This window comes from Proteus sp. Marseille-Q3619 (assembly GCF_965283115.1).
Genome location: NZ_CBDIMP010000001.1, coordinates 3,351,962 through 3,371,292 on the forward strand (window position 1 = coordinate 3,351,962; position 19,331 = coordinate 3,371,292).

The following is a 19,331-nucleotide window of genomic DNA, read 5'->3' on the forward strand; positions in this document are numbered from 1 at the left end:
TAATAGATAAATAACGTATTTTAATGCGTAGCCACGAGTCTTAGCGTTTTATTGCCAAAACTCTTTTGATGCATCAAAGAAAGCTTTCCACTCTTTACTGTTTCTTGCTCTCTCTCTGGCTACGTTGTCCATGTAATAACGAATACGTTTGATATCATCAGCATTGTCTTTTAATACAACACCAATTAGTTGGCGGGCAATTGCACCCGCATTCATCACACCATCACCTAAATAATGTGCTTCTAAAGCACAAGCATAAGCAATGTTCACGGCTTCTGCGGTTGACATAACCGCATCAGGTGTTTTGATATTGCCACCATCTTTCGTATTACCTGAACGCAACTCTTGGAATGTTGTGACCAGTAATTCCACAACATCTACGGGTACAGTGACTTCATTTGCTAAAGAGCCTAATTCATTTTCAAGCTGTGATTGGATTAAGCTAATTTCAAATGCAGGATCACGAATAGGTTTCACGGTTTCAAAGTTAAAACGGCGCTTTAATGCAGCTGACATTTCATGAACACCGCGATCACGTAAGTTTGCTGTACCAATAAGGTTAAATCCCGGTTTTGCACTAATACGTGCACCATCACCCATTTCAGGGATCATCAATTGTTTCTCTGACATCAAGGAAACCAGCACATCCTGAATTTCAGGCGGGCAACGGGTTATCTCTTCAAAGCGAACAATTTTACCTTGCAACATACCTTGATAAAGTGGTGATCCCACTAAAGCGCGTTCTGTTGGGCCTTCTGCTAATAGCAATGCATAGTTCCAAGAATACTTAATATGATCTTCTGTTGTGCCAGCCGTGCCTTGGATAGTTAATCCTGAATCACCACTGATGGCAGCAGCAAAAAGCTCTGAGAGCATTGATTTTGCTGTACCAGGTTCACCAACCAGCATTAAACCTTGTTTACCCAATAATGTGACAATTGCACGATCAACCAATGCATCATCGCCGAAAAACTTAGGTGTGATGCCTAATGCATCATCACCTAAAATAAATTGGCGTACAGCACGAGGAGAGCGAAGCCATCCTTGTGGTTTAGGATTATTAGCATCAGCTTTTGTTAAACGCTCTAGCTCTTGAGCAAATCGAACCTCAGCGCTTTCCCTAATTGCTTGTTGATCTGTGGGTGCTTTTTTAGCCATATTTTTTCCTAATTATCCCTATTCTTTACCAAGGTGTTTTCTTTTCCCATTCAGGATCAAATCCTGCACAAGCTTCAGCGACTTTTAGATAATCAGCATAGCTTTCTGCTAATAGAATGGGTGGTACATCTTTTAGCTCAACATTATTACGATCCCAGTAATCTTGCTGATTTTTTTCAAAGCTCAAATCAAATAAGACCGCTGGAATGTTTTCTTCTGGAACATAGCTACCACTGAAACCGATATTTACATAGTAGTTTAAACTAGAGAAGAATTTGTAATAGTGAGAGAACGAACCACCATCTTCAGCTGGTCCACGTTGATAGCCCATTTTGGTTAAAATGCTACGTAGTGTGAAGGTATCAGTGATCCAACCTTTTCTATCTTCAATCTCAGTCAGTTTTAGATCTAACTCAGGGATTTTATGTTCCATTTGTGAGAACAAGAATTTCACTTTGTAATCTTTGAAATGAGCCATCCATGCCTTACGTTCATCTTCATTAACCAATGCTGCGTGAGCAAGCTGGATCAACGAATCGTTTTGTAAAGTCACTTCATCATCTTCTAGATCAAGCAATGCACCGTCATCAGAAGGACGGAATGTATTGATAACCTTGCCATCTTTCACTTCTTGCCAAACCAGTTGTTCAATCAGTTTATGCATGATTGGGTGAGCTAAGATATATTCTTGCCAATCTGCGCTTAACCACTGACGTTGAGCACACATGGCTTCATATAAACGCACACTTTGTAGCTCAATAACTTGTTTAAGTTCTTTTTTACTTGAAGTGAAGAGTTTTTTCGCTTCTTTGATAAGCTCTGCATCGTCATTTTTACGCGCAGCAGGTAAGGCTTTAACTTCTTTACCTTCAGGATTAAACAAGACCAGTTTTTGTTTTGCATCCATCTTCGCGGTAAAGATACGCTCACCATATTCCAGTACTAATGTACCAGTATCATCAAAGCCAGCGGTTGGAATGGTTCTATCTGCTAATTCATCTGCACTCCAGCCATTACGCTCAGCAATTTGCGTGACTAAATTACGGGCTTTTTCTTGTACAGACGCGGTGCGATAGCGACGTGATAATGAAAGAAGAAGCTGGATGATAATAGGATCATTGCTTGATGCTATCGCATCAATCATGGCTTCAATTTGCGCACGGCGCTGATAGTGATCACGCATATAGTTACGTAATACAGATACTGCAACATGGCCTTCAATACCGCAAACCAGGGCAAGCATACCTTTATCACTAATGGCAGAGCCTAAATAACGACGTAGCACCTCGTTTTTAATCTCTTCAATCACTTGCTCTAAAGTATAGGTTTCATATTTAGCATAATATTCAGGATAACGTTTAGCCCAATCTTTGTATTGCGTTAAGCGAGAAGGGGCATTTTTTCGCGCTTCTAACATAGCTTCTTCAAGTGTTGGCCCTTTAATATCCTGAGCCACGAAGGTATGCAGAATAAAGCTTGAAAGTTTATGTTGGCTATCGGTAGAAAGTAGTCCGATATAACGTTGTAATAACGCGTTTCCTCCTGGCATTTTTAGTTTTACTGCCAGAATAATCCACCAACGAATAATCGCTGGATCAACTGCTTTTTTGTTTTCCCACGTTAATGCAGGAATAGCATCAAAGTTAAACCAAGCAAGGCTTGCAGGTGCTTTGGCTTTAAGACCTTTTTCAGCTTCAGCCAATAGAGTTTTTGGTGATAAATAACTTGAGATATCTTCACCAAGTTGCTCTAACGCTGTTAATAAAGAGGCTCGTACTACTTCGCGTTTCTCTTTTTTCAATAAGGCATTCAATGCAGGTAATGATTCTGGGTTTTTTAAACGTGCCAACCACTCAATAGCGGTAACGCGAATTTCTTGTTTCGCAGAAGATAAACCTTCTTGAGCACTTGTATGAATATTTGGTAGTGTCTCAAGTAAATTCTGCGCTGAAACGCGGTGCATTTTATTTTCACCCAATGCCAGTTCCATAATTCGAGGCACGAATTGTGCTGGAATGGTAGGGAAACGACCTAATACTTTAATGCCTTGTGAAATTTCAAACTGGCGATAGCGACGCTCGCTTTGACTTGGCATTAAATTCAGAGCTTCAGCGATATAATCTGGATGTTGAGAGAAGAAAGGCCAAATTTGCTCTGGTCTACGGAAGCGTTTTAAACCATCTTCATAAGATTCTAAACATAATGCAGCAGTCAGGCGGGTTGCATTTTTAAAGTTGCAACGTTGCAGCACGTCTTCAAGATGACGTAATTCAATATCACTAAACAAGCGTTCAGGAATTTCGCCATTAAAATAATGAGAGGAGAAGTGATCGGCATGTTGGCGATTATTAACTATCACACGTACAGCATGAAATAGAGTATATTCAGGTAAATTTAAAACACGATTTTTATGTTTAATGATTTGAATTTCATTTGACTGAATAGAGCCTTGTCCACTATTCAGTTTATCTACTATTGCACGACACTGTTTTTCATCAATTTTAGATAAATCTTTTAAATGGCGTTGTGCCCAATTATAAGTGTGTTTAGCCGTTTTATTTTCTTCAATTTCACGTTCAGCATTTTCTTTGGCTTTGATCAAGATCTCATTGAAGTTATTGACCATCATATCGCGAACGCTATCAGGTAATGGCGTGTCTTCTAATGGCGTAAAATCAGGAGTCTCAATGGCCTCTACTGTATTGGCATTTTCTGCAACATTAAAACGTAGTAGGGCGCTTTCAATACTCTTCATTACCGCTTTTGAGGTTTCATGTTTTAACGCTTCTTCTAGTACATCACGGTTTTCACCTTGGCGTGCAAATAAATCGGCTGCTTGAGTACGTTGTTTTGGCGTACCATTCATTAAAACATGGGTAAGATTTTGTTTAACAATTTCAGGCGGTAAGGTGACTAAAATTGGTTCTGCGGCTTTTTTAACGGTTTTTAAACTGCTGGTGGCAAGTAAAACGATAATATCTGCAAAGGTGTCGCGTAATACGGTATTCTTATTTAAGTAATTAATCAGTTCCACTAAGCCGTTAGCTGAAAGTTTTTCAATTAATTCTTTTCGGATAAATTCTTGATGCGTCATTAAATAATCAGAGAGATCATCTAATTCATAAATACGTTTAAGATTAGTGGCATAGTATTCAGAAATGTCTTTTCTATCAAACACAGCAAATAAGGCATTTTCACCCGCAATATTCGCTTCTTGTTCGACCATATTGGCAATAAATGCCATATTCCAATGTTTACGGTGTTCTAAGTTTAGATTACGCGCATTTTCATAGGTGTTATAAAATACGTCAATAAGCAGATAAAGCACCCAAGATGGCACTTCTTTGGTTGTTATTTTGATATTGATATCTTGGCAAGCCGCAGCCAACACTTTTCCGTAACGAGCCACTTGTTCTGCTGAAAAGCCATCACCGACTTTAGAATAGAGTTTGTGTCGAGCATTTAGCCCTTGCGTGATAATTTTACTGTATTTCCCTGTATTTACGCCATGTGCATACCACCACTCTAACGTACCGGGTTTATCAAAGTAAACAGCCGCTTTTGAAGCATCCAGCTTATTTAATTCAAAAAGCACTTCAGGGTTTTCACCTGTAAGGACATAATTTAATGCACGTTTAGGTAATCCTTCATCGAATACAGCAAGTAATACGAGGGATTCTTGGAGGTGTTTTTCAGTAATTGCGACGTCTTTTTTCCCAAAAATTGGAAAAATGTCTAAGATTTTTTTTATCACGCCAGTTCCTTAAGCTATGTATGGATAAACAGTTTTTTTTACCATGAAACAGCGTAACGAACAATTTGATTATCACTATCATAAATAAAGATAAGAGGCGCTATTGGGTAAATTTATAGAGATAAACACTAAATAAAGTTACTAATCTTTATTAATGTTCAACTTCTCCTTATATAAAAGGATATATCAGGAAAAAGTGCTGAAAATGAAGAAGTAATAATAAAGGCATTTTTTGTGGAATTTAAAAAGATTAAGAATTGTCTGTTTAGCAAAATAAGCGTTAACACTTAGCTAAATTGATTAAAAATTAACAGCAAAAAATGAGACCAATTGTAAGAGAAAATCCCGTACTTTTTACTCAGTGCGGGATCAATTTATTATTTTGTCGTTTGACGAGAAAAAGAGAGTAGCAATGAACCTAGACTACAAATCAGTAAAGTAATCGCTAAACTTTGACCCCATCCCGCAAGAGCAAGCCCGCCACCAATTAATAGATAGTAGAATAAACCTAATAATGCCCCCGCAGTGCCTAAACGATCTTTATATTGTGCTAATGCTGTGGCTAATATATTTGGAATAGCAATGCCATAAGCCACAACACTGGTCATCATTGGAATAACAAAGCTAATGTGATTACGTAATAAATAAACACCGACTGCACTTATCAACGCAATAAAACTCGCGAGTAATACTAAGTTTTCACATTGCCAATGCTGGTTTAATAAGGCTTTATTAATATAAGAACCTATGCCCACACCTATTGCTAACACAATACCACTATAGCCAAAAGTACTTGCGCTATAACCTTGATTATCAAACATAAAAGGAGCCAATTGATAATAAGCAAATAGGCTGATATTAAAAAAGGCAATTAATAATACTGTTTTAGCAATTTGCTTATCCTTAAGCATGTTTATTGCAGTTTCTCCTAACGGTGCTGTTTTTACTGTTTCAGGGCGACTTTCAGGTAAAGCAAAAGTACTCCATAACAGTAAAATCATAGCAAGGAGGGCAAGCCCACTAAATACACCTTGATAACCAGCATAACTCACTAATAATGAACCAGTTAGCATTCCAATTGCTGGGCTTAGAGCGATAGCTGCCCCCATAACAGAGAAAACTTTAGCCAGTTTATCACCACTGTACACATCACGCATAATGGTTTGTGTGCCGACTGAGCCTACCGCAGCACCAAAAGCAGAGAGCATGCGCAGCCCAAGTAATACAGAAAAGTCGTTGGTCATAAAAACGCCAATGCAAGCAATAGCATAAATAAACAACCCAGCTAACATTGTCGGACGACGGCCAATGACATCACATAATCGACCCCATATAATGACGCCCAATGCAAACGCAAAGAAATAGAGCGAAAGTGTTTGTCCAGCCTCGTTTGCACTGACATGAAAGCCGTTTGCAATATCAGTAAGTGCTGGGCTATAAATGGTTTCTGCAATTTGTGGAAACATCATTAACGCAATTGCTAACCATAAAGAGAGTTTTTTGTTCATCTTTTTTATCCTACATCCTTAAATCTTGATGAACAGAATACAGAGATAATGAATGTCTTGTTATATATATAAAGACATATTATATTTCAAATAGGACAAGTGATGGCTTGGCTTAATCAATACGACCACTTTGTGCCAGAAGAGCATCTTGCATCAGTCGTTGGTATTGCAGCAGAAATGGGAAAGCACGACTCAGGATTTCATTCTCATGATAGAGGGCAGTTATTATTTACGCAGTCAGGATGTATGCGAATTACTTTGGCTTCCCGCGTTTCTGTATTACCTCCCATGAGGATTGCGTGGATCCCCCCAAGAGTTGAGCATCGAGTCGAAATGTATGCCTCTGTTGGATATCGTTCAGTTTATATTAGTGAAGAATTTCATGATAATTTTCCAATTGAGAGTGAAATATTAACAATTTCACCTCTTTTACGAGAAATATTAGAGCGAATTTCCATTGCTGATTTTGATACTCAATGGGAAGAAGGGCGCTATGCTAATTTATTGGCAGTTTTCTTTGATGAAATCACTCAGGCACCGCGACAACCCAATCATTTATTTATGCCTAAAGATAGACGGCTAAGTCGTTTATCCTTTGATGATTTACCGCCAGCATTACAAGAAATGGCAAAGTTCGTGGGGGCGAGTGAAAAAACGATCACACGCTTATTTTACAAAGAAACAGGACTGAGCTATCAACAATGGCGCCAACAATGGCGGTTAATGAAAGCCATTGAGTTGTTAGCTACCCATCATCGCTATATTGATATTAGCCAGATATTAGGATTTGCCAGTGATAGTGCCTTTATTACCTTTTTTAAAAAAATGACAGGGCAAACTCCGCAAGAATATTTAAAAAGCTGATTAGATTTTATTGATAATTTTAAAACATAAAGCCCCGATTTAAACGGGGCTTAGCAAGATAAATAATTAATAAAATTCAATTATTTCTTTTTAATTTCACTTTTGAAATCGCGCTCATCATAACCAGTATAAAGCTGACGAGGACGCGCAATTTTCAGACCATCTTCGTGCATTTCATTCCAGTGAGCAATCCAACCAATTGTACGTGCAATAGCAAAAATAACCGTAAACATATTGGATGGGATACCTAACGCTTTAAGGATAATACCAGAGTAGAAGTCAACGTTAGGATACAGTTTTTTCTCAATAAAATACGGGTCGTTTAGGGCAATACGTTCTAATTCCATTGCCACTTCAAGTAAGCTGTCATTGAGGTTTAATTCTTTTAACACTTCATGACAGGTTTCACGCATTACTGTTGCACGAGGATCGTAGTTTTTGTAAACACGGTGACCAAAGCCCATTAAACGGAAGGAGTCATTTTTATCTTTTGCACGTTTAATAAATTCAGGAATGTGTTCAACCGTTTTGATCTCTTCCAGCATACGCAGACAAGCTTCGTTAGCACCACCGTGAGCTGGTCCCCAAAGTGACGCGATCCCTGCTGCGATACAGGCAAATGGGTTTGCACCAGAAGAGCCCGCAGTACGTACAGTCGAGGTTGATGCATTTTGCTCGTGATCTGCGTGAAGGATGAAAATTCTATCCATTGCACGTTCAAGTACTGGATTAACAACATACTCTTCGCATGGTGTTGCAAACATCATATGCAAGAAGTTACCTGCATAGGAGAGGTCATTTTTTGGATAAACAAAAGGTTGGCCAATCGAGTATTTGTAACACATCGCTGCCACTGTTGGCATTTTTGATAGTAGGCGATAAGCCGTGATATCACGGTGAACTGGATTACTGACATCCAATGCATCGTGATAGAACGCAGCTAAAGCCCCTGTAACACCACACAGTACGGCCATTGGGTGTGAGTCACGACGGAACCCATTGAACAGTCGGGTAATTTGTTCATGGATCATGGTGTGACGAGTTACTGTGGTTTTAAAATTATCGTATTGCTCCTGTGTCGGTGCTTCACCGTACAGCAGGATATAACAGACTTCCAAGTATGTTGATTCAGTCGCTAATTGCCCGATAGGGAAACCACGGTGAAGTAAGATACCGTTATCACCATCAATAAAAGTGATTTTTGACTCACAAGAGGCGGTTGAGGTAAAGCCGGGATCATAGGTGTAATAACCTTTGGAGCCGAGAGTACGAATATCAATAACTTTGGAACCGAGTGTAGGGGATAGAACGTCCAAGTCTACAGATGTTTCAGCAATCGTTAGCTTAGCTTTGTTATCAGCCATTTATAATCTCCTTAGCGCTTATATGTCTCCTAACAATATCGAGGGCATCTTCATAAAGATGTACTTCAATAGTGAAACTATAGTTGATGTAAGGTACCCAGCCGAGTTTTATTTAGTGCCCGTAATGTCTAGGTCTATAGTGTGTCACTTATGTTAAGGAGCTTTTGATGTTATGTTTTTTTAGGTGCTTTTTTATGCAATGCACTTAGAATTAGTACTGCTATCACTTTTACATAAGTTTGAGGTTTCTGGAAGCGTGTTTGCGCACAAAAAAAACATAAACATTAAAATAATGCAGTAAATGTAATAAAAATGTTGTGCATGTGTCAAAAATGATAATCATTTTTGCATCGGATGTATTAAATAGTGATCCCTCTCACTGTTCGAGGCAAATGTCGGGCACACAAGTTGTGTGGTAATTGTAATAAGTTTGTGAAGCACTTATACTGCGCGCAGGTCTCCGGAACCGTTGTTGTATGGAGAACCAGCGTAACGAATCCACACTTTTTGTAAAATAGACGGATTTAACATTTTACTTAAAATGTGCCTTTGTACCCCATTCGCTGTTTGATTTCCATCCAGGTCCGGAGGAAGGAAAAATTATAAAAGCTGTGTGGGCATAAATTGTGAAAAAACAAAGACCTGTCAATCTGGATTTACAGACGATACAGTTTCCACTCCCTGCTATCGCATCGATCTTACATCGTGTCTCTGGGGTTATCATGTTAGTCGCAGTTGGCATCTTACTGTGGTTACTTGGCACCTCTCTCTCCTCTCCTGAAGGTTTTCAGCAAGCTGCTGAAATTATGACTGGCTTCTTCGCGAAATTTATTTTGTGGGGCATCCTAACGGCATTGGCATATCACATTTGTGGTGGTATTCGTCATATGTTAATGGACTTCGGCTTTATTGATGAAACCTTGATTGTGGGTCGCAACTCCGCGGCTGCATCAATGGTTATTACCGTTATTTTATCAATATTGGCGGGGGTATTAGTATGGTAAGTAATTCTTCTACTTTAGGCCGTACTGGCATACAGGATTGGTTATTCCTTCGTGCCTCAGCCATTATTATCGTTTTATATGTTCTTTATCTTGTGGGATTTATTGCTACAACAGAAATAACCTATGAGGTATGGCGTGGGTTCTTTAGCTCATCCTTAACCAAAGTGTTTACCATCTTGACCTTGCTTTCTATTCTTATTCACGCATGGATCGGAATGTGGCAAGTGTTAACGGACTATATTAAACCGCTGGCATTACGCCTGACTTTACAACTGATTATTGTTGTGGCGCTGTTGGTTTATCTTATTTATGGAACAATTGTGGTGTGGGGTGTGTAATGAATCTGCCAGTAAGAGAGTTTGATGCCGTTGTTATTGGTGCAGGTGGTGCTGGTATGCGTGCCGCTTTACAGATTTCTCAAATGGGTCTGTCTTGTGCACTGATTTCTAAAGTTTTTCCTACTCGTTCTCATACTGTTTCTGCTCAAGGTGGTATTACAGTTGCATTGGGTAATACCCATGAGGATAACTGGGAATGGCACATGTACGATACGGTAAAAGGTTCCGACTATATTGGTGACCAAGACGCTATCGAATATATGTGTAAAACCGGCCCTGAAGCAATTTTAGAGCTAGAACATATGGGACTCCCATTTTCTCGCCTAGATGATGGTCGTATTTATCAGCGTCCATTTGGTGGTCAGTCAAAAAACTTTGGTGGTGAACAAGCTGCACGTACAGCTGCTGCCGCTGACCGTACTGGGCATGCATTGTTGCATACCCTTTATCAGCAAAATTTAAAGAATCACACAACCATCTTTTCAGAGTGGTATTCACTGGATTTAGTGAAAAACCAAGATGGCGATATCGTTGGTTGTACTGCAATTTGCATCGAAACGGGTGAAGTCGTTTATTTCAAAGCAAACGCTACGATTTTAGCTACTGGCGGTGCAGGTCGTATTTACCAGTCAACCACAAATGCGCATATCAACACAGGTGATGGTGTGGGTATGGCAGTTCGCGCAGGTGTACCTCTGCAAGATATGGAAATGTGGCAATTCCACCCAACGGGTATTGCGGGTGCGGGCGTATTAGTGACTGAAGGTTGTCGTGGTGAAGGCGGATATCTGTTAAATAAAGACGGTGAACGCTTTATGGAACGTTACGCACCGAACGCCAAAGACCTTGCCGGCCGCGATGTGGTTGCGCGTTCTATTATGATCGAAATTCGTGAAGGTCGTGGTTGTGATGGTCCTTGGGGGCCTCATGCGAAATTAAAACTCGATCATCTGGGTAAAGAAGTTCTTGAATCTCGTTTACCAGGTATTCTTGATCTTTCTCGTACTTTCGCACACGTTGACCCAGTTAAAGAACCAATTCCTGTTATACCTACTTGTCACTATATGATGGGGGGTATTCCAACAAAAGTAACGGGTCAAGCTATTCGTGTGAACGAGAAGGGCGAAGATGTCGTTATTCCTGGATTGTTCGCAGTAGGTGAAATTGCTTGTGTATCTGTTCATGGTGCAAACCGCTTAGGTGGTAACTCACTGTTAGACCTCGTTGTATTTGGTCGTTCAGCAGGAGTTCACTTAAAAGAGTCACTGATGGAACAAGGTACAATGCGTGATGCGAGCGATTCTGATGTTGAAGCCGCATTAACTCGCTTAAATCGCTGGGAAAACAACCGCTCTGGTGAAGATCCAGTTGAAATCCGTAAAGCGTTGCAATCTTGTATGCAACATAACTTCTCGGTATTCCGTGAAGGCGATGCAATGGCAAAAGGCTTAGAAGAACTGAAAGTTATTCGTGAGCGCTTACAAAATGCACGACTGGATGATAATTCAAGTGAATTTAATACACAGCGTATTGAATGCTTAGAATTAGATAACCTGATGGAAACGGCTTATGCCACTGCGGTATCTGCAAACTTCCGTACAGAAAGCCGTGGAGCTCATAGCCGTTTCGATTTCCCAGAACGTGATGATGCGAACTGGTTATGCCATACATTATATCAACCGCAAACCGAAACAATGACACGACGTGAAGTCAATATGCAGCCAAAACTGCGTGAAGCCTTCCCACCAAAAGTGCGTACATATTAATTAGCGGTGTTATTGAAGTTGCGGAGACTTAAATATGAAACTTGAATTTTCGATTTATCGTTACAATCCCGACGTTGATAATGCGCCGCATATGCAAGATTACACCCTCGAAGTTCCTGAAGGGCGTGACATGATGTTGTTGGATGCATTAATTCAATTAAAGGAAAAAGATCCTACCTTATCGTTCCGTCGCTCTTGTCGTGAAGGTGTTTGCGGCTCTGATGGCGTGAACATGAATGGTAAAAATGGTTTGGCTTGTATCACACCTATTTCATCTTTACAGAAAGGAAGTAAGAAAATTGTGATCAGACCGTTACCCGGTTTACCAGTAATTCGTGATTTAATAGTGGATATGACTCAGTTCTATACACAGTATGAGAAAATTCGTCCGTATTTAATTAATAATGGCAAGAATCCTCCTGCTCGTGAGAACTTACAGTCACCAGAACAGCGTGAAAAGCTTGATGGACTTTATGATTGTATCCTTTGTGCTTGTTGTTCAACCTCTTGCCCGTCATTCTGGTGGAATCCAGATAAGTTTATCGGGCCTGCTGGATTGTTAGCGGCTTATCGTTTCTTGATTGATAGTCGTGATACAGAAACTGAATCTCGTCTTGATGATCTTAACGATGCGTTCAGCGTGTTCCGTTGTCATGGCATCATGAACTGTGTCAGCGTATGTCCTAAAGGACTTAATCCAACAAAAGCGATTGGTCATATTAAGTCAATGTTGTTAAAACGTAGTGCATAAAATAATAACCGCCCTAAAATAGTTAGGGCGGTTAATGGAAAAACTAAATTAGACGTTTGCGGTAAAAATAGTAAGGCACCTTTAAACACTGTAAGACAGTGCTTAAAGGTTCCTTGAGAGCTAAAGCTCCATATTTAAAGAACCTGCGAGATAGCGGGTCATAAGAGAACCTTGCAATCGACACCGTTTAATCACGGTATTAGTTATCCACGGCGAACTAAAGCTGTATAGCTTAAGGGATCATAATGCAGAACGGCGCAATGAAGGACTGGCTAGAATCAACTTTTCTAGCAGGAGAGAATCAGTCTTACATAGAAGATATCTATGAAGATTACCTAACTGACCCAAACTCTGTTGACGAAAGTTGGAGAGAGATTTTTCAACAACTGCCCGCAAGTCAAGGCATAGAACAGTCGCATTCTCAAACCCGCGACTACTTCAGACGCCTCGCAAAAGAATCCACTCGATATCATACCTCGGTAAGCGATCCGGCAATGGACTCAAAACAAGTTAAAGTTTTGCAGCTCATTAATGCCTTCCGTTTTCGTGGTCATCAAAACGCTAATCTCGACCCACTTGGTTTATGGAAACAAGAATCTGTTCCAGATTTAGATCCTGCTTTCCATAATCTAACTAAAGAAGATTTTGAAGAAACTTTCAACGTCGGTTCTTTTGCTATCGGCAAAGAAACGATGAAATTAGGTGATTTATATGAAGCACTGAAACGCATTTACTGTGGTTCAATCGGTGCTGAATATATGCATATCACTAATACTGAAGAAAAACGCTGGCTACAACAACGTTTAGAATCAGTGAATGTTGCAGACCAATTCACTAAAGAAGAAAAGTTACGCTTCCTGACAGAGCTAACAGCAGCTGAAGGTTTAGAGCGCTATTTAGGTGCGAAATTCCCGGGTGCAAAACGCTTCTCTTTAGAAGGTGGTGATGCATTAGTTCCGATGTTAAAAGATTTAATTCGCCATGCAGGCAAACAAGACACTCGTGAAGTGGTTCTTGGTATGGCGCACCGTGGACGTTTAAACGTTCTGGTTAATATCCTAGGTAAAAAACCAGCTGATTTATTTGATGAATTTGCGGGTATTCATAAAGAGCATTTGGGAACGGGTGACGTCAAATATCACCAAGGTTTCTCATCTGATTTTGCGACTGAAGGAGCGCAAGTTCACCTTGCATTAGCTTTTAACCCGTCTCACCTAGAGATTGTTAGCCCTGTTGTTATCGGTTCTGTTCGTGCTCGTCGTGATCGTTTAGATGAAGCGCGTAGTAATATGGTTCTTCCTATCACTATTCATGGTGATGCTGCTGTGACTGGTCAAGGTGTTGTGCAAGAAACCCTGAACATGTCTCAAGCACGTGGCTATGAAGTAGGCGGTACAGTTCGTATTGTTATCAATAACCAAGTTGGTTTTACGACTTCAAATCCAAAAGATGCCCGTTCAACACAATACTGTACTGATATTGTGAAAATGGTTCAGGCACCAATTTTCCACGTTAATGCAGATGATCCTGAAGCAGTCGCTTTTGTAACTCGCTTAGCATTGGATTTCCGTAATACCTTTAAACGCGATGTGATGATTGATCTCGTTTGTTACCGTCGTCATGGTCACAACGAAGCGGATGAGCCAAATGCGACTCAGCCTCTGATGTATCAAAAAATCAAAAAACACCCAACTCCACGTAAAATTTATGCGGATAAACTGGTTGCACAATCATTGCTTGATGCCAATGATGTTACTGAGCTGGTTAATCTCTATCGCGATGCACTTGATCGTGGTGATTGTGTTGTTGAAGAATACCGCCCAATGGGTCTGCATTCTTACACATGGGAACCGTATTTAAATCACGAATGGAATGAAGAGTATCCACATAAAGTAGAGAAAACGCGTTTACAAGATTTAGCGCGCCGTGTGAGTACCGTTCCTTCAGAAATCGTGATGCAGTCTCGAGTTGAGAAAATTTATGCTGACCGTGCTGTTATGGCAGAAGGTGAGAAACTACTCGACTGGGGGGCAGCAGAAACATTAGCGTATGCGACTTTAGTTGACCAAGGTATCACCATTCGTCTTTCTGGTGAAGATGCGGGACGTGGTACATTCTTCCATCGTCATGCCGTTATTCATAATCAAACAAATGGCTCTGTTTATGTACCATTAGCCAATGTTCATAATGCTCAAGGACAATTTAATGTCTGGGACTCTGTATTAACAGAAGAAGCAGTACTTGCATTTGAATATGGCTATGCCACAACGGAACCTCGTGGTTTAACGATTTGGGAAGCACAATTTGGTGACTTCGCAAACGTTGCTCAAGTGGTTATCGACCAATTTATTAGCTCTGGTGAGCAAAAATGGGGTCGTATGTGTGGTTTAGTCATGCTGTTACCACATGGTTATGAAGGCCAAGGCCCTGAGCACTCCTCTGCACGTTTAGAACGTTATCTGCAACTGTGTGCAGAACAAAATATGCAGGTTTGTGTGCCATCAACTCCGGCTCAGGTTTACCATATGTTACGCCGTCAAGCGTTACGTGGTATGCGTCGCCCACTTATCGTAATGTCACCAAAATCACTGTTACGTCATCCATTAGCGGTTTCTGCATTGGATGAATTAGCAAATGGTAAATTCTTACCTGTCATTGGTGAAATTGATGATTTAAAACCTGCTGATGTGAAACGTGTTGTGATGTGTTCCGGTAAGGTTTACTACGATTTATTAGAACAGCGTCGTGCTAATGAGCAAAACAACGTTGCCATTATTCGTATTGAACAACTGTATCCATTCCCTCACGAAGATATTGCGCAAATTCTCGCACCTTATGCTCATGTAAAAGAGTTTATTTGGTGTCAAGAAGAGCCTCTGAATCAAGGTGCTTGGTACTGTAGTCAGCATAACTTCCGTGATGCTATTCCTACAGGCGCAACATTACGTTATGCAGGACGTCCTGCATCAGCCTCTCCAGCAGTTGGTTATACTTCTGTTCATCAGGAGCAACAAAAAGCTCTGGTTGAAGACGCACTGAAAGTTGAATAAATAAGGATAGAAAATGAGTAGTGTAGATATTCTAGTACCGGATCTCCCTGAATCAGTTGCTGACGCATCGGTCGCAACTTGGCATAAAAAACCTGGTGATAGCATTCAACGCGATGAAGTGCTGGTTGAAATCGAAACAGATAAAGTTGTTTTAGAAGTCCCTGCAAGTGAAGCAGGTGTTTTAGAAAGTATTCTTGAAGAAGAAGGCGCTACTGTTGGTTCACGCCAATTACTAGGCCGTATTCGTTTAGGTGATAGCACTGGCATTCCAGCTGATGTGAAACCTGCTCAAGATAGCACTCCAGCACAGCGTCAAAGTGCTGATATTGCTGAAAAAGGCAATAATGATGCATTAAGTCCAACAGCGCGCCGCTTAGTGGCTGAACACGATATTAACCCTGCTGATGTGAAAGGTAGTGGTGTGGGTGGACGTTTAACTCGCCAAGATATCGAAGGCCATGTTGCGAATAAATCAACGGCACAACCGGTAGCAGAAGTTCCTCAAGCACTGTTATCTCACCGTAGCGAAAAACGTGTACCAATGACACGTTTACGTAAACGTGTAGCAGAGCGCTTGTTAGAAGCGAAAAATACCACTGCAATGTTGACAACGTTTAACGAAATCAACATGCAACCAATCAAAGATTTGCGTGCCCAGTATGGTGAAGCATTCGAAAAACGCCACGGTGTACGTTTAGGCTTTATGTCTTTCTATATTAAAGCGGTTGTTGAAGCGCTGAAACGCTATCCAGAAGTCAATGCATCTATCGATGGTACTGATGTGGTTTATCACAACTATTTCGATATCAGTATTGCAGTATCAACACCGCGTGGTCTGGTAACACCAGTATTACGTGATGCGGATGCAATGAGCATGGCGGATATTGAGAAAAACATCAAAGCGTTAGCTGTAAAAGGCCGTGACGGTAAGTTAACTGTTGAAGACTTAACAGGTGGTAACTTCACTATCACAAATGGCGGTGTTTTCGGTTCATTAATGTCAACTCCAATTATCAACCCACCACAAAGTGCCATTTTAGGGATGCATGCAATTAAAGATCGTCCAATGGCAGTAGATGGTCAGGTTGTTATTCTACCAATGATGTATCTGGCTCTGTCTTATGACCACCGTTTAATTGATGGTCGTGAGTCTGTCGGTTTCTTAGTAACCGTTAAAGAGATGCTAGAAGATCCAGCTCGTTTATTACTGGATGTATAGGTAATAAATATCGCTTTTAGGCAGGAGATGCTCCTCCTGCCTACTTAGCAACAGACACAAGCATCAAAGAAGTACAGTGTGTTCGTGAAGCCAGATTTCTCTGGCTTATAGTCAAAAAAATAAGAAAGCCCGACTTTCAACAAGATTATGGATAGAACATCATGAATTTACACGAGTATCAGGCAAAACAGCTTTTCACACGGTATGGATTACCAGCACCTGCTGGTTTCGCCTGCTCCACGCCGCGCGAGGCAGAAGAAGCTGCATCAAAAATCGGTCAGGGCCCTTGGGTCGTGAAATGTCAGGTTCACGCGGGTGGACGTGGTAAAGCGGGCGGCGTAAAAGTCGTTAAATCTAAAGAAGAGATCCGCGCATTTGCTGAACAATGGTTAGGCAAACGTTTAGTCACTTATCAAACAGACGCTAATGGTCAGCCTGTTACACAGATTTTAGTTGAAGCCGCAACTGATATTGCTAAAGAGCTTTATCTTGGTGCGGTTGTTGACCGTGGTACCCGTCGCGTTGTCTTTATGGCCTCAACAGAAGGCGGCGTTGAAATTGAGAAAGTGGCAGAAGAAACGCCAGAACTTATTCATCGCGCCATTATTGATCCACTGACAGGCCCTATGCCTTATCAGGGAAGAGAATTAGCATTTAAACTGGGTTTAAAAGGCAAGCAAGTTAGTCAATTTGCTAAAATCTTTATGGGATTAGCCTCTATTTTCTTAGAGCGCGACCTTGCTTTAATCGAAATTAACCCACTGGTTATTACTAAAGAAGACGATTTGATTTGTCTTGATGGTAAATTAGGCGTAGATAGCAACGCGTTGTATCGTCAACCAGAAATGCGTGAAATGCACGATCCTTCACAAGAAGATCCTCGTGAAGCACAAGCTGCACAATGGGAACTGAACTACGTTGCATTAGATGGCAACATTGGCTGTATGGTCAATGGTGCAGGTTTAGCGATGGGTACAATGGATATCGTTAAACTTCACGGTGGCGAGCCTGCAAACTTCCTCGATGTAGGTGGTGGTGCAACAAAAGAGCGCGTAACTGAAGCATTTAAGATTATTTTGTCAGATGAAAATGTCAGTGCTGTATTAGTCAACATTTTCGGCGGTATTGTTCGTTGTGACTTAATCGCAGACGGTATTATTGGCGCAGTTGAAGAAGTTGGCGTTAATGTTCCTGTGGTTGTTCGTCTTGAAGGAAACAATGCAGAGTTAGGCACTAAGAAATTAGCAGATAGTGGATTAAATATTATCGCTGCTAAAAGCTTAACTGATGCCGCGAAACAAGTTGTTGCAGCAGCGGAGGCAAAATAATGTCTATTTTAATCGATAAGAATACCAAAGTAATTTGCCAAGGCTTCACGGGTAGCCAAGGAACATTCCACTCTGAGCAAGCCATTGCTTATGGTACGCAAATGGTCGGTGGTGTAACACCGGGTAAAGGCGGTACTACGCACTTAGGTTTACCTGTATTTAATACAGTACGTGAAGCTGTTGAAGCAACAGGTGCAACTGCGACAGTTATTTATGTACCTGCACCATTTTGTAAAGATTCAATCCTAGAAGCGATTGATGCAGGCATCAAACTAATTATTACTATTACTGAAGGTATTCCTACGCTGGATATGCTGACTGTTAAAGTTAAATTAGATGAAGCTGGCGTACGTATGATTGGCCCTAACTGCCCGGGTGTTATTACGCCAGGTGAATGTAAGATTGGTATTATGCCAGGACACATCCACTTACCAGGCAAAGTAGGTATTGTATCTCGCTCAGGTACATTAACTTATGAAGCGGTTAAGCAAACAACGGACGTTGGCTTAGGCCAATCAACCTGTGTTGGTATTGGTGGTGACCCAATTCCGGGTTCTAACTTTATTGATATTCTGAAGCTATTCCAAGAAGATCCACAAACTGAAGCGATTGTGATGATCGGTGAAATTGGGGGCACCGCAGAAGAAGAAGCTGCTGCTTATATCAAAGATCACGTCACTAAGCCGGTTGTTGGCTATATCGCTGGTGTAACAGCGCCTAAAGGTAAACGTATGGGACATGCGGGTGCCATTATTGCTGGTGGTAAAGGTACTGCGGATGAGAAATTTGCAGCCCTTGAAGCGGCTGGTGTTAAAACAGTCCGCAGCTTAGCTGATATCGGCGAAGCAATTAAATCACTGATCAAGTAAGTAACAATTCTGTTAATAATTTCAGATTGATACTATTTTAAATGCCAGTTTTCTAAAAAGAAGCTGGCATTTTTTATTTCTAGTTTCATTTAATAGTCATATCAATAGCTGATATTGTAATTAACGCATCAATATCCTACCTAAATTTACGCTAATAAATTGTTTTATATTGTCTTTTTCTTAAATTGATCTGTATTCAAAACATCATTTTTCTATTTATTTACTTTCTTGTAGAGCCTAAAAATAATGATATAAACCATAAATAAATCTCCTGAATTGTTAAAAATAATATTTTAAATACGTGTTTTGAGTGAAAAAGAGTGTCGTTAGAAAAAATGAACACTTGTTTCATGTTGTT

General features: G+C 40.6%; 13 protein-coding genes. 9 read left to right on the forward strand and 4 right to left on the reverse strand.

The genetic code is table 11. The features are described from left to right. Nucleotides 1–48 precede the first annotated feature (48 nt). From ACWPWK_RS15440 to ACWPWK_RS15450, 3 genes are all read right to left on the reverse strand, one after another. Nucleotides 49–1,158, reverse strand: a complete 1,110-nt coding sequence (locus tag ACWPWK_RS15440; protein WP_109373945.1) for an ATP-binding protein — start codon at nucleotides 1,156–1,158, stop codon at nucleotides 49–51. A 25-nt stretch (nucleotides 1,159–1,183) separates the two neighbouring features. Next, entirely contained in the window at nucleotides 1,184–4,912 is a 3,729-nt protein-coding gene (locus ACWPWK_RS15445) for a DUF4132 domain-containing protein (protein WP_109373946.1), read from the reverse strand. Between the two features lie 377 nt (nucleotides 4,913–5,289). Further along, nucleotides 5,290–6,420 (reverse strand): multidrug effflux MFS transporter, encoded by a 1,131-nt coding sequence (locus ACWPWK_RS15450; protein WP_109373947.1) that lies wholly within the window; start codon nucleotides 6,418–6,420, stop codon nucleotides 5,290–5,292. 102 nt (nucleotides 6,421–6,522) lie between these two features. On the opposite strand from ACWPWK_RS15450, the gene ACWPWK_RS15455 reads away from it, so the two are divergent. Beyond that, nucleotides 6,523–7,284, forward strand: a complete 762-nt coding sequence (locus tag ACWPWK_RS15455; protein ID WP_109373948.1) for an AraC family transcriptional regulator — start codon at nucleotides 6,523–6,525, stop codon at nucleotides 7,282–7,284. Between the two features lie 80 nt (nucleotides 7,285–7,364). Here the strand turns inward: ACWPWK_RS15455 and ACWPWK_RS15460 are convergent, their stop codons facing one another. Then, on the reverse strand, nucleotides 7,365–8,648 hold the full coding sequence (locus ACWPWK_RS15460; protein ID WP_109373949.1) for a citrate synthase: 1,284 nt from the start codon (nucleotides 8,646–8,648) through the stop codon (nucleotides 7,365–7,367). Nucleotides 8,649–9,271: 623 nt separating this feature from the next. Here ACWPWK_RS15460 and sdhC point away from each other — a divergent pair. The 8 genes from sdhC (at nucleotide 9,272) to sucD (ending at nucleotide 18,973) form a co-directional block, all read left to right on the forward strand. Next, the gene (sdhC, locus tag ACWPWK_RS15465; RefSeq protein WP_129586864.1) at nucleotides 9,272–9,652 is read left to right on the forward strand and encodes a succinate dehydrogenase cytochrome b556 subunit; all 381 of its coding nucleotides are present in this window, start codon (nucleotides 9,272–9,274) and stop codon (nucleotides 9,650–9,652) included. Next, nucleotides 9,646–9,990 carry a succinate dehydrogenase membrane anchor subunit gene (gene sdhD, locus ACWPWK_RS15470; RefSeq protein ID WP_006537664.1) on the forward strand — a complete coding sequence of 115 codons (345 nt, stop codon included), beginning with the start codon at nucleotides 9,646–9,648 and terminating at the stop codon, nucleotides 9,988–9,990. The genes sdhC and sdhD overlap by 7 nt, the downstream gene beginning before the upstream one ends. Continuing rightward, nucleotides 9,990–11,756: a succinate dehydrogenase flavoprotein subunit gene (gene sdhA, locus ACWPWK_RS15475; protein WP_023581183.1), complete on the forward strand. Its 1,767-nt coding sequence runs from the start codon at nucleotides 9,990–9,992 to the stop codon at nucleotides 11,754–11,756. Before sdhD ends, sdhA begins: the two co-directional genes overlap by 1 nt. 34 nt (nucleotides 11,757–11,790) lie before the next feature. Next, the gene (locus tag ACWPWK_RS15480) at nucleotides 11,791–12,507 is read left to right on the forward strand and encodes a succinate dehydrogenase iron-sulfur subunit (RefSeq protein ID WP_006537662.1); all 717 of its coding nucleotides are present in this window, start codon (nucleotides 11,791–11,793) and stop codon (nucleotides 12,505–12,507) included. Between the two features lie 245 nt (nucleotides 12,508–12,752). Next, nucleotides 12,753–15,557, forward strand: a complete 2,805-nt coding sequence (gene sucA / locus ACWPWK_RS15485; protein ID WP_109373950.1) for a 2-oxoglutarate dehydrogenase E1 component — start codon at nucleotides 12,753–12,755, stop codon at nucleotides 15,555–15,557. A gap of 13 nt (nucleotides 15,558–15,570) precedes the next feature. Continuing rightward, nucleotides 15,571–16,776 (forward strand): 2-oxoglutarate dehydrogenase complex dihydrolipoyllysine-residue succinyltransferase, encoded by a 1,206-nt coding sequence (gene odhB / locus ACWPWK_RS15490; protein WP_023581185.1) that lies wholly within the window; start codon nucleotides 15,571–15,573, stop codon nucleotides 16,774–16,776. 161 nt (nucleotides 16,777–16,937) lie between these two features. After that, nucleotides 16,938–18,104 (forward strand): ADP-forming succinate--CoA ligase subunit beta, encoded by a 1,167-nt coding sequence (gene sucC, locus ACWPWK_RS15495; RefSeq protein ID WP_075671649.1) that lies wholly within the window; start codon nucleotides 16,938–16,940, stop codon nucleotides 18,102–18,104. Beyond that, nucleotides 18,104–18,973 (forward strand): succinate--CoA ligase subunit alpha, encoded by an 870-nt coding sequence (gene sucD, locus ACWPWK_RS15500; RefSeq protein WP_006537657.1) that lies wholly within the window; start codon nucleotides 18,104–18,106, stop codon nucleotides 18,971–18,973. Before sucC ends, sucD begins: the two co-directional genes overlap by 1 nt. Nucleotides 18,974–19,331: the final 358 nt, after the last annotated feature.